General features: G+C 40.0%; 12 protein-coding genes and 1 riboswitch. Of the genes, 8 read left to right on the top strand and 4 right to left on the bottom strand.

Annotated features, from left to right (window positions below):
• Window positions 1-3: 3 nt before the first annotated feature.
• Both L5B90_RS00120 and L5B90_RS00115 read right to left on the bottom strand, forming a co-directional pair.
• Window positions 4-759, bottom strand: coding sequence for an ABC transporter permease (locus L5B90_RS00120; RefSeq protein WP_442778751.1), 756 nt, complete (start codon window positions 757-759; stop codon window positions 4-6).
• The gene (locus L5B90_RS00115) at window positions 759-1,472 is read right to left on the bottom strand and encodes an ABC transporter ATP-binding protein (protein WP_250363170.1); all 714 of its coding nucleotides are present in this window, start codon (window positions 1,470-1,472) and stop codon (window positions 759-761) included. The genes L5B90_RS00120 and L5B90_RS00115 overlap by 1 nt, the downstream gene beginning before the upstream one ends.
• A 72-nt stretch (window positions 1,473-1,544) precedes the next feature.
• A riboswitch (TPP riboswitch) is annotated at window positions 1,545-1,635 on the bottom strand.
• Between the two features lie 167 nt (window positions 1,636-1,802).
• Here L5B90_RS00115 and L5B90_RS00110 point away from each other — a divergent pair.
• The 8 genes from L5B90_RS00110 (at window position 1,803) to L5B90_RS00075 (ending at window position 10,997) form a co-directional block, all read left to right on the top strand.
• Window positions 1,803-3,713 carry an FTR1 family iron permease gene (locus tag L5B90_RS00110; protein WP_265761809.1) on the top strand — a complete coding sequence of 637 codons (1,911 nt, stop codon included), beginning with the start codon at window positions 1,803-1,805 and terminating at the stop codon, window positions 3,711-3,713.
• Between the two features lie 35 nt (window positions 3,714-3,748).
• Entirely contained in the window at window positions 3,749-4,270 is a 522-nt protein-coding gene (locus L5B90_RS00105) for an iron transporter (RefSeq protein WP_265761808.1), read from the top strand.
• Between the two features lie 378 nt (window positions 4,271-4,648).
• Entirely contained in the window at window positions 4,649-5,146 is a 498-nt protein-coding gene (locus L5B90_RS00100; RefSeq protein WP_250363172.1) for an REP-associated tyrosine transposase, read from the top strand.
• Window positions 5,147-5,627: 481 nt separating this feature from the next.
• Window positions 5,628-7,025 (top strand): Fe-S-containing protein, encoded by a 1,398-nt coding sequence (locus L5B90_RS00095; RefSeq protein ID WP_265761807.1) that lies wholly within the window; start codon window positions 5,628-5,630, stop codon window positions 7,023-7,025.
• Window positions 7,025-8,347 carry an ABC transporter permease gene (locus tag L5B90_RS00090; RefSeq protein WP_265761806.1) on the top strand — a complete coding sequence of 441 codons (1,323 nt, stop codon included), beginning with the start codon at window positions 7,025-7,027 and terminating at the stop codon, window positions 8,345-8,347. Before L5B90_RS00095 ends, L5B90_RS00090 begins: the two co-directional genes overlap by 1 nt.
• The gene (locus tag L5B90_RS00085) at window positions 8,334-9,485 is read left to right on the top strand and encodes an ABC transporter permease (RefSeq protein WP_442778750.1); all 1,152 of its coding nucleotides are present in this window, start codon (window positions 8,334-8,336) and stop codon (window positions 9,483-9,485) included. The genes L5B90_RS00090 and L5B90_RS00085 overlap by 14 nt, the downstream gene beginning before the upstream one ends.
• A gap of 1 nt (window position 9,486) precedes the next feature.
• Entirely contained in the window at window positions 9,487-10,155 is a 669-nt protein-coding gene (locus tag L5B90_RS00080) for an ABC transporter ATP-binding protein (RefSeq protein WP_265761805.1), read from the top strand.
• A gap of 23 nt (window positions 10,156-10,178) precedes the next feature.
• Window positions 10,179-10,997, top strand: coding sequence for a D-hexose-6-phosphate mutarotase (locus tag L5B90_RS00075; protein WP_265761804.1), 819 nt, complete (start codon window positions 10,179-10,181; stop codon window positions 10,995-10,997).
• 82 nt (window positions 10,998-11,079) lie between these two features.
• Here L5B90_RS00075 and L5B90_RS00070 read toward each other — a convergent pair whose 3' ends face one another.
• Both L5B90_RS00070 and L5B90_RS00065 read right to left on the bottom strand, forming a co-directional pair.
• A complete protein-coding gene (locus L5B90_RS00070) occupies window positions 11,080-12,039 on the bottom strand; it encodes an AEC family transporter (protein WP_265761802.1) in 960 nt (319 codons plus the stop codon).
• A gap of 114 nt (window positions 12,040-12,153) precedes the next feature.
• Complete coding sequence (locus tag L5B90_RS00065) at window positions 12,154-12,768, bottom strand: riboflavin synthase subunit alpha (RefSeq protein WP_265761801.1); 615 nt, start codon at window positions 12,766-12,768, stop codon at window positions 12,154-12,156.
• Window positions 12,769-12,808: the final 40 nt, after the last annotated feature.

Below are 12,808 nucleotides of genomic sequence, written 5' to 3'. Positions count from 1 at the left end.
CTCCTAACGTAAATGACAGACCCAAGGAATAATGCGGTGAAGCAATCTATCTATCACAAAATACAACAAGAGTGCGATAACAACCAAAATAAACAACGCCGCAAACATTAAACTAATTTGGATTCGTGCATTGGCTTGCAACATCAAATAACCAAGTCCTTGCGATGAACCCACCCATTCGCCCACAATCGCACCAATGGGGGCAACCGATACGGCAATTCGTAACCCTGAAGCTAACGCGGGTAAGGCAGCGGGCAAACGGACTTTAAATAATAATTGCTGCGATGAGATCCCCATTGTTCGAGCCAGCTCCAACCATTGCTTTGGGGTGTTACGCAAGCCGTCATAACAGGCAGCAGTAACAGGAAAATAAATAATCAAAATCGTCATTGCGATTTTTGATGCAATACCGTAACCAAACCAAAGAACCAATAAAGGGGCAATCGCAAAAACAGGAATCGCCTGCGAAGCAATTAAAATGGGTAATAAAAAAGCAGAAAGTGTTTGTGAAGAAGCAAGCAATAAGGCAGAAAGCAAACCAAATAAAAAACCTAGCACCAATCCTAACAAAATTTCCCATAAGGTAATTTTGCCGTGCATAAACAATAATCCCCATTGTGAAGAGATTTCATTAAGTACGGAAACGGGTTCAGGCAATAAATAGTGAGGGATCGAAAAGACGAAAATTGCCCCTTGCCAACATAAGGCAAAAAATAACGTCATCATTAATGCTCGGAATAAACTTTGCCACGCCAACATTATTGTTCCTCCATTAATTGCGCAAACAAATATTGCTGCAATTGCCATAATTTTTCTTGTGAAAAATCTCGTGGTGCATTACCTTGTGGGCAAATAGGTTCAGAAAGCTGAACAGGTTGCTGGCGTAAAATATAAATTTTATCTGCTAACAATAAGGCTTCTTGCGGATCGTGGGTGATTAGCAGTACGGTTTTATCCTTTAATAAACGATGTGAAAGTTGCTGTAATTGCAAACGGGTTACCGCATCTAAAGCAGAAAATGGCTCATCCATTAAAATAATCTCCGCCTCCTGCATTAATGTGCGAGCCAGGGCAACGCGCTGACGTTGTCCACCAGAAAGTTGATAGCAAGGTTTGTGCAAATGTTGTTCCATTTTCACCGCACTTAATAATGCCCGCGCTTTTTCTTCCGTTTTTTTCGTTTTGCTATGAGTAAGATGTTGATAAAGCTGAACATTATCTAAAATCGAAAGCCAAGGATACAAACTATCCTGTTGTGCAAGCCAAGCAATTTTCCCTGAACATTTAATGTTACCCTGTGTAATCGCCTGATGTTCTAACCCTGCAATAGCACGCAATAAAGTGGATTTTCCCACGCCTGATGCACCAAGCAATGCCACCCATTCCCCTTGCGATACCGTAAAATGAAAATGCGAAAATAAAGGTTGCTCAGCAAAGTTAAGTTGAAGATCGGAAATGTCGATCGCTTTCATCGTTCACTCACAAATCAACGTGATTGAAAAAAGCAATAATAGAAGAGCGGTAAGAATTTAATAAAAAAAGAAGAGCGTTCATAATTAGTTTCCTACGTCAGTGTTAGCTGTATCAGGTTCACGGGTATCATCTCAGCTTAAATAAGCACCCCGACTAATGGAAAACAGTCTAACGGAAGTTCAATTAAAAATCAAAGGATTAATCCGCAAGAATTACTTGATCTTTATCAAGAAAGACAAAATGCTCTTTTTTTCTACTTGATAAATATTTCAATAGAGGCATAATATTATGGAAATAAGAATAACTTTTATTTAGATTAGAGAATAAAAATGGGGCTTTTGCGTTACTATCGTTATCTATTATGTTTAGCTTTGATCTTTTTCACTTCTTTCTCCTCGGCATCTGAAAACTATCAACAATGGATTCAAGACATCGAAAATCGTCTTGATAAAACCGCTCAGCTTTACCAAGAAAAGCAAATTGATGATGCACGTAGTGAAGTGCAAATGGCTTATTTTGAAGTGTTTGAAAATTTAGAAGGGCCAATTCGCATTAACTTTTCTGCGCAAAAAAGTTACCAAATGGAAGCCACTTTTGGTGAAATCCGTAAAATGATCGGTGAAGGTAAACCCTTGTCTGAAGTGCAGAATAAAATCAGCCAACTAAAACAAGATCTGCAATTCGTCTTGCCTGTTTTAGAACAAGGTCATCAGCTCAACGCCTCTAATCAGCACGATGTTTATCAGCATAATGAGATTGATCCTTATTGGCAGGAAAGTTTTAGGACCATTGATGATCTACTCGCACAAGCCATCAGCACGTACCAAAAAGGTGATCTTACCCAAGCGAAAAAACTTATTCAGCAAGCCCAATACGATGGCTATAAAAACAGCGAAATGGAAATGTCCATTCGTAAAAATCGTTCTGCTGCTATTTCTGCGAGTATTAATCAGCAATTTTACGATCTCATCAAATTAAGTGAACAGCCTGAACAAATTAATGCCTTGGGTTACCAAATCACCGCCTTATTACAAGATATCGAAGAACAACTTCCTCAACTTCCAACCACGAAAACAGCGCAAGCTACAAATCAAAGTGCGGTGCAAAATTCGCAAGCTCTTTCTGATAATCAAAATTGGGCGGACGTGGCAAGCCAAGTTAATCAAGGTATTACTAATGCCATTGCCTTATTTGAAAAGGGAGAAAGTAAAAAAGCCATTCTTGCTGTGCAAGACACTTATTTTGATATTTTTGAAAACAGTGGAATGGAAAATAAAATAGGCTCTCGTGATAGCCATTTCAAAACCGAAATTGAGGGCTATTTTACCCGTTTAGTCAGCTTGATGAAAGCCAACCAGCCTGCACAACAGCTTCATCAACAAGCAGAAGGTTTAGCGCAAAACTTAACTAAAGCTGTGGAAATGTTGCAAGGTAATCAGCAAAGCGATTGGACAATGTTTCTTTACAGTTTCTTGATTATGCTGCGCGAGGGCTTAGAAGCCTTATTGATTGTCGCGGCCATTGTGGCTTATTTAGTGAAAAATAATCATCAAGATAAATTGCCTGTGATTAAACAATCCGTTTATGTTGCCTTAACTGCAAGTGTCATCACCGCTGCGATTTTCCAATTGGTCTTTTCTAATTCGGGTGCAAGTCGAGAATTACTCGAAGGCTTTACGATGATGATTGCAGTAATAATGCTATTTATGATGAGTTATTGGCTACTTTCCAAAGTTGAAGCGCAAAATTGGAAACGCTATTTAGAAGGGAAACTCTCCGCCGCTCTCACCACAGGATCACTTATCGGTTTATGGATCACCAGTTTTCTTGCGGTTTATCGCGAAGGTGCGGAGACCGTATTGTTTTATTATGCGTTGGCGGGAGATGCCACTAACGCAATGAGCTATGTCTATTTATTTGCGGGCATTGTCGCAGGCATTGTGGTGCTTGCTATTTGCTATGTCATTATGCGTTATTCTGTCGTTAAATTACCGCTTAAACCGTTCTTTATGTTTACGGGATCTTTTATGTATTTAATGGCATTTATTTTCGCAGGAAAATCGGTACTAGAACTGATTGAAGGAAAACTGTTTGAGCCAACGCTGGTTGCCAATGTGCCAGAAATTTCGTGGCTCGGCATTTATCCTTATGTTGAAACCCTAACGCCTCAGGCTATTTTACTTATCGCCGCCGTTTTTGCTTTATTCTATATGAAATATCAAAGCAAAAAACAGGCTTAATGTTGATTTTAACCCCTTAACAGATAGGAGTCCCTATGAAAAAAACATTTGTTGCAGCCACTTTATTAGCGGGAATTTTAACCGCACCTTCCGCCCTTGCCTTCAAAGAATACCCAATTGGTGAAGCGGTAACAATGAACGGTATGGAAATTGTTGCCGTTTATTTACAACCTATTGATATGGAACCACGTGGAATGGGATTATCTGCTAAAGATTCAGATATTCACCTTGAAGCGGATATTCACGCCACTAAAGGCAACGACAATGGCTTTGGTGAAGGTGAATGGATGCCATATTTAACCATTGCATATACCCTTGTAAACACCGATACGGGTGAAAAACAAGAAGGTACATTTATGCCAATGGTAGCCGGCGATGGCCCGCATTATGGCGCAAACGTAAAAATGATGGGCGTGGGTAACTACAAAGTAACCTATCATATCGATCCGCCATCAAAAGCAGGTATGCACCGCCATACTGACAGCGAAACAGGAGTAGGTCGCTGGTGGAAACCTTTTGATGTAAGCTATGAGTTTAAATTTACTGGATTGAAGTAGTTTATATCATAGCACTCGGATAAATTAGAAAATAATATATCTAGTCTTTGGGCGGACACATCGGTCCGCCCCTACAATGCTAGAAATATCTTATTAACATTCCCTAGAATATTTGAATATTACATAACGCGTAGAGGCGGATCTATGTGTCCGCCAAAACAACGGAATAATATTAATAAAGTTCCATAACCGTAGGGACTGACCTATACGTCCACCCAAAAACAACAAAACAATATTAATAGAGTTCCATAACCGTAAGGGCGATCCTATATGTCCTCCCGGAAAACAGAATGATACAAATGAAAACAGAATGATACAAATTGAGTTACATAACCCGTAGGGGCGGACCGATGTGTCCGCCCATATCTCAAAATAAAAATGACTAATGTAACGGAAAAAACAAAACGAAAAGTAATTCGGCTACAACATTATGACTATTCACAAATAGGACTCTACTTTATTACGGTCTGTACTCACAATAAAGAATGCCTATTTGGTAATATCGAAAATCATAAAATGCTAATGAATGATGTTGGAAAAATGATCCAATATTGGTACTTAGAACTTGGAAAGAAATTTCCTAATGTAGAATGTTTAGAATATATCGTGATGCCAAATCATATTCACTTTATTTTATACATTAAAGAACAACAAAAATACAGTATTCCAACCATTGTGCAATGGTTTAAAACAATGACAACAAACAATTATATAAAAAATGTCAAAAACAATCATTGGAAACCATTTGAGGGAAAACTTTGGCAAAGAAGCTATTATGAGCATATTATAAGGAATGAAAAATCCTATCTCGAAATTGCTGAATATATAGAATGTAATCCATATAATTGGAATAATGATAGCTTATTTCAGAATTGATGGTAAGGTAATGGGTGGACACATAGGTCCACCCCTACAATAATTTACAAAATAATATAGTAAATACAAAATATCACACAATATTTCTAACGAAGCTCCCAAAACCGTAGGGGCAGACCTATGCGTCCGCCCAAAACAACGGAATAATATTAATAGAGTTCCATAACCGTAGTGGCGAACCAATGTGTCCGCCCAAAAACAACAGAATGATATTAATAGAGAGCCATAACCGTAGTGGCGGACCTATGTGTCCGCCCCAAAACAACGGAATAATATTAATAGAGAGCCATAATCGTAGTGGCGAACCTATGTGTCCGCCCAAAACAACGGAATAATATTAATAGAGTTCCATAACCGTAAGGGCGGACTTGTATGTCCGTCCAAAAACAATGCAACGATATAAATAAACATCCAAAAAAAGTAGAGGTGAACCTATGTATTCACCTAAAATAACTAAAATACAATATAAATCTAAAAAGCTATGAACTATTACATTGTCTTTCTACTACAAGCCATTTTACCAATTTCATTATTATTAGGGATAAACTGGCTTAACTATCAAAATATTAAACTCAAATCCATCATAGGACTTTCTCTTTTAGGATTAATTTGTGGTGTAATGGGATATTTACAATTACCAACTAACCAACAAATTAAGCTAGGACTAAACCTTTTCTTAATGGCCCTCTTTGTACTGTTCTATCTTGTCCATTTTTTCCATTCAATTAAATTCGCTTATTTTTGCCAATTTATGCTTTGTCTTGCCGCTGGAATGCTGTGGGCAAGAGATCCCAATATTTCTGCGATTACCAATACAGACGTGATTAATACGGATTTTATCCTACATCTAAGTGCGGTGATTTTTGCCCTTATTTTTTGCTTTTTATTTGCATTTTGGCTCTACCTTTTATTAAAACAAACGAAAATAGCGAAAAAATGTACCGCACTTCCCTTTTTGCTGATTTCTCTCACTACCCTATTTTTACTCTTGCCTTTAACAGGCGAAGTGTTACTTGGCTTAATGAAATTGCAAGTGATTGATCTGACCAAAGCGCGGTTAAGTTTTGTAGCAAAATCCAGCAATTTAATCAGCTATACCAATTATTTTATCGCAGCACTTACCGCATTAAGCCTGATTTTCTTTACCATTAAAATACATTTTGCCAATAAAGCTGCGGTAAAACAGACACATCAGCCTATTGAAAAACGTAAAAAATTGGCGATATTGCAAACGAGCCAACGCACTTTGTTATGGGGAGGCATTGCCTTATGTACGATGTTATCTGCGCAACTTTATTGGGATCAAATTGCTTCTCGCCCACCGCAACTTTCTAAAGCTAAAGTGGTAACACTGGATAAACAAAACAGGATCCACATTCCTATCGAACAAGTGAAAGACGGAAAACTGCACCGTTTCGTGTGGATTGCAAGCGATGGTAAAGCGGTACGTTTTTTCATTATCAATCGCTCAACGAAAACACTCAGCTTGGCGGCAGTGTTTGATGCTTGTATTTTGTGTGGCGATCAAGGCTATGTAATGGAAGGCGATCAAGTGGTTTGTGTTGGTTGTGGCGTACGAATGTTTATTCCTTCCATCGGTAAGCCCGGTGGGTGTAATCCTGTGCCAATTGAAGATTGGCAACAAACGGATACGGACATCATCATCAGCAAAAAAAGTCTTGAAGATGGCTTGAACTATTTTTCTACCATTGTGGAATTAGACGTAAAAGATCCTGTGGATGGCACAACATTGAAAAATACCACGGCGGAACATAAGTATAATTACGCAGGCAAAACTTACTTCTTTGCTAACGAGCAAAATCTCAATGCGTTCCGTGATCACCCTGAAAATTATGTGGCAAAAGAGGAAAATCCATAATGCTCAGTCGAATGTTATTACAATCTTGGCGACACGGGTTAAAACGTAAACTGCTCGCTATTATGACTATTTTTCTCGCCGCAGGTCTTGTTTCTGCACTACTTGCGGTATCTATTGATATTGGCGATAAGATGGCGCGTGAGCTAAAATCTTATGGTGCAAATATTTTGATTGAACCCGCCAGCAGTGCGGTGCTTTCGGCTGAAATTAATGGGGGCAATAGCCTTTCCACACAGGATTTTTTAGATGAGAAAGAATTGCCCAATGTTAAAGATATTTTCTGGCGTAATAATATTGTGGGCTTTGCCCCTCTGCTCAGTGCGGAAGTTGAGGGTAACAATTTAACGCAAAACAATACCCATAATATAGGCATTTTAGGCACTTTTTTTGACCACCAAATCGCCATTCCTGATGAAGAAGATTACCACACAGGACAACGCATTATTAGCCCTTATTGGAAAGTTGAAGGACAATGGGTGGACGATAGTCAGAATAATTTTGCTGAAAATATTCCCGCACTTTTGGGAAATCAATTAGCGCACAGCACAAAATGGAAAATCGGTGATCAAATTCAGCTAAGTTATCACGAAGGTGAAACCCAACGTACCCTTAGCATTCATATTATCGGCATTTTAACCACAGGTGGCGCGGAAGAACAACAAATCGTGTTACCCCTAAGTGCGGTGCAAAATTTATTAAATTTATCTGGCAAGGTACAAGGCATTAAGGTTTCCGCCCTGACCGTACCTGAAAATAAACTTTCACGTAAAGCACGCGATAACCCTGATGCGTTAGCGGCGGAAGAATATGATCGTTGGTATTGTACCGCTTATGTTTCTTCTATTTCGCATCAATTAGAAGAAGCCATTTCTGGCGCAGTAGTTCGCCCAATCTGGCAAGTTGCCGCCTCAGAAGGCGTGGTCATTGAAAAAATCCAGCTCTTACTTGCAGTGGTTACAGTCGCCGCACTCGTTGCCGCTGCAATGGGGATAGCTTCACTAATGACCACCACCATTATCGAACGTAGCAAAGAAATTGGTTTAATGAAAGCACTCGGGGCTTACCAGTGGCAAATTGTCTTACTGTTTTACTGTGAAGCCATTATCAGCGCCCTGCTTGGTGGTGCATTAGGTTGCGTGGCAGGTTGGGGGTTAGCCAAATTTATCGGTATTACCCTATTTGGCGCACCATTAGACTTTGCTTGGATTGTGGTGCCTTGCGTGTTAGTCCTGTCCGTTATTATTGCCCTAATTGGTACGTGGTTCCCCGCACATCGTATTGCGCAACTCTATCCAGTGGAGGTGCTATATGGTCGCCAATAATGCCCATTTAATCCATAAACGTACCATGTTTTGGCGTTTAATCATCAATGCACTGCGGTTACGTTTACAACGGGTGATGATCATTTTTGCGGCACTCACCGTAGGCGCAAGTATTGTTACGGCAATGGCAGCGGTGTATTTTGACATCAACACCAAAATGAGCCAAGAATTACGCACCTTTGGTGCAAATTTTTACATTGGTTCAAACAGCAGTGGCTTAATGAACGAAAAAGACCTTGATCAAATTCTTCGTCAAGCTCCACAAGGATTAATTACCGCTGCAAGCCCGTATCTTTATGGCGTGGCACGGGCTGATTTAGAAAAAGTGGTAATAATGGGCGTATGGTTTGATGCAATGCACACGCTTTCGCCTTATTGGCAAATCACAGGATCAGCCATTGGCGTCAATTTTGATGATCGCAATGCGATGATCGGTAAATCGCTTGCACAACGGTTAAATCTTAATCTTGGCGATAAAATTACCTTAAATAAAGGGGCGGAAAAGCATCAGTTCACCATTAAAGCCATTGTAGAAACTGGTGATGCCACAGATAATATGTTGATTGTAAACTTGGAATTTGCACAACAATGGCTGGATAAAACAGGCTTGATCACCAATGCCTTGCTAAATGTGAAAAACGATCAAGGACAAGTCAGTCAATTTGCTCACCAATTACAACAACGCTATCCCGATCTTGCCATTCGCCCTATTCTTAAAGTATCCGCTTCAGAAGGACAGATTTTAGATAAAATCAAAGGATTAATGGGCTTGATTTCTGTGGTCATTCTCATTCTCGCCACCCTTTGCGTGAACACTACCTTAATCGCGATTGTAGGTGAACGAGCAAAAGAATTTGCACTACAAAAAGCCTTAGGCGCAAGACAGCAAGATATTATTAAACAAATTGGCACAGAAATTTTGCTCATTGCATTTTGTGCCATCGTGGTAGGGCTAATCTTAGGTTATTTGCTTGCCCAAATTCTTGGTATCACCGTATTTAAAGCTTATATTGATTTACGCTTGCCTGTGATTCCGATCACGATTTTGCTCTCGCTCACGGTGGCGTTTATTGCCGTGATTGTGCCAACACGCCGAGCTTTAGAAATTCAAACAGCCAACGTTTTAAAAGGCGAATAAAATGGAAAAATATGTGATAGAAACCCAACATTTATATAAACGCTTTGGACAAGTTACTGCCCTTGAAGACATTAATATTCATATTGCTCAAGGGGAATTTGTCGCCATAATGGGCGCATCAGGCTCAGGTAAAACAACGTTAATGAACATTCTCACTGGGCTAGATACAGCAACAGAAGGCAAGGTGATTCTTGATGGTATAGACGCCGCAGAACTAGACGAAATAGGGCGTCAACGCTTCCGTGCGGAAAAGATAGGTTTAGTATTCCAACAATTTCACCTTATTCCCTATCTCACCGCCTTAGAAAATGTGATGCTCGCACAACATTATCACAGTGTAATTGATGAAGAGGCAGCAAAAGCGGTTTTAACACAAGTGGGCTTAGCACACCGTATAAATCACCGCCCAAGCCAACTTTCTGGCGGTGAACAACAACGGGTGTGTATTGCTAGAGCATTGGTGAATCAGCCCCCCGTTATTTTTGCCGATGAACCTACAGGAAACCTTGATGAGAAAAATGAAAAACTGGTGCTGAATTTGCTCACAGAACTCAATCAGCAAGGTAGAACTATCGTTATGGTTACGCATAATCCTGAACTGGGTAAACTCACCCACCGCACCCTTTTCCTACAACACGGAAAATTTTTGCGGGAAGAAGTAAACCATTAAACTGATTAAAGGAGAAGCATTGAATGACAACAATAACCACTATTAAACAACTGACCCCAGAATTACGTTTACAGCAATATAATGAAATCCCTGTGATCGCTTTAGAACACCGCGTAGGAAAAGCGTTAATTGCCTTGCAAGGCGCACATTTATTTAGCTGGCAGCCGAAAGGAACGTCAAAAGAGGTGCTTTGGCTCAGTGAAATTGAACCCTTTACCTTAGGCAATGCGATTCGCGGTGGCGTGCCAATTTGCTACCCTTGGTTCGGCGGAGCAAAATCCCCTGCACACGGTTACGCCCGTATCAGTTTGTGGCAAGTCAGCGATTATAAAATTGAGGAAAATAAAGTGCGGTTGGAATTTTGCTTATTTTCATCTGATCATTTGATCGAAGCAAAAACCACAATGATCTTCAGCCAAGATTGTGAAATTATTTTCCAACATTATGCTCAACAGCCTGCTCAATTAGCCTTACACAGTTATTTTAATTTGAGCGATGTAGCTAATGTGGAAGTGCAAAACTTGCCTACCGAATGTTTCAATACCTTAACCCAACAACAAGAAAACGTGCCTTCTCCACGTTTAATTAATCAGCACATTGATTGCATTTATAAAGTGCAATCCCCTGTTTCTCATCAAATTATAGATAAAGGGGACGCACGCACCATTAATGTTGCACATCATAATGCAAGTAATGTCGTGCTATGGAATCCTTGGCATAAATCCACCAGTGGCATTAGTGAAATAGGTTATAAAACAATGGTTTGCTTGGAAACCGCAAGAATTGCCCAACCGCTCCAACAAGGGGAATGTTGTTCGGTGAAGATTTCGCTTAATCCATAAAGTGCGGTGATTTTTTAATAAATTTTAGGGCGAAGATTTTCGCCCTTTTTGCTTTCATTTTGCTTTTTATCTCGCTTTATTCTTACACCCAGCCCATTTGGTGCAGAATGGTTAAGCCCAAGGCGGAAATAAACATTGATGCAAAGGTTGTAATGCCAATAATATTGGCTGCCGTGTTAGCATTGCCGCCCATTCCACGCACCATTGCATAAGCCGCAGCCGCCATTGGTGTCGCATTCATCAAAAAAATCACCCCTAAATTTACCCCGCTAAAACCAAATAATTTGCCCAGTAACACCATAAAGATCGGTGCAATAATCACACGCCCAACGCTTGCCCATAAAGAAATCCCAGAAATTTTATACAAGGCCTTTAATTCAATATTGCCCCCCGCACAAATTAACGCGAGCGGTAACGTCATCGTGGCGAGGTATTGAATTGTGGTGAGCATAAATTTAGGAATAGTCAATTTTAAATAACTGGCTAAAAAGCCTAATAATATGCTAATAATTAAGGGATTTTTTACCACGTTTAAGATCATTCGTGGAATATGCACTTTCCCATCTGAAAGGGAGCGGCTTAAAGTAATCACACCTAACACATTGTAAATAATCGCGGTAGTCGCTGCATAAATGGTGGCAGGCACTAATGCTGCATCACCATAAGCATTTAGGCAAAACGCCAGCCCTAAAATGCTACAATTTCCACGATAGACCCCTTGCACGAAAGTGCCACGTTCGCGTTTTTCTGGCACATATTTGGCAGCAAAAATTTCCGCACAAAGGAATAGCAATAAGGTTCCGAACACACACGCCAAAATCATAACGAGTTGTTCATTCAACTGCGCAATGGGATTTTTAAATACATTAAGAAAAAGTAAGGCGGGCAAGGTGATTTTGAATACCACGCTAGTGGCTTGCTGGCTAAATTTATCGTCAATGACTTTGCGTTTTCGTAATCCGATACCAAGTATTAACAATAATAACGTCGGTAAAGTCACGCTTATGGAAAAAAGCGCGGAATGCCAAAAATCGTTTTGCATATTGCCCCCCTCTATTGCCGCTGCAAACCGCTCATATCCTAGCATATAATGCCGCCGATCAAAGTGCGGTGAAAAATTTCACGATTTTCCACCGCACTTTAGGTTTGTTATGTTTTATTCACCTCGGCTGGCTAAATAGCGTTCCACGGTATCTACAATGGCTTGGGTTTGCGGATCAATTTCAATATTCACGAAATCCCCCACTTCACGTTTGCCAATCAAGGTGCGATGAAGCGTTTCAGGGATAAGATTCACACAAAATTCATCACCTTTTACTTCACCAATCGTCAGGCTTATCCCGTCTATGGCGATAAATCCTTTGGTGAGAATATATTTCATCAAGCTAGGATCAGGCAACGCAAACCAAATTTGTAAATTATTTTCTGACACAATGCGTTGCGATACCTTTGCTGTGGTGTAAACGTGGCCAGATAAAATATGACCGCCAATTTCGTCCCCCATTTTCATCGCACGCTCAATATTCACCCAATCGCCTTGTTGCAATTCGCCTAAATTGGTAATGCGTAGGGTTTCAGTCATCAAATCAAAGCTGACTAAATCGCCTTCGATTTTGGTGACCGTTAAGCATACGCCATTATTTGCCACAGATGCACCAATTTCCAGATTTTCCGTTAATTCCTGTGGCATTTTCACCACCTGTGTTCTAAAATGTGGTTTTTCATCAATAGAATGAATTTGGGCAACACCCTGCACGATTCCTGTAAACATAATTAACTCTCTTATCTTAATAATCATCACCGCTAATTCG

This window comes from Avibacterium sp. 20-129, from assembly GCF_026226845.1.
GTDB lineage: Bacteria > Pseudomonadota > Gammaproteobacteria > Enterobacterales > Pasteurellaceae > Avibacterium.
The sequence above is the reverse complement of the archived record's forward strand: the minus strand, read 5'-3'. Positions and strand labels throughout refer to the sequence as shown.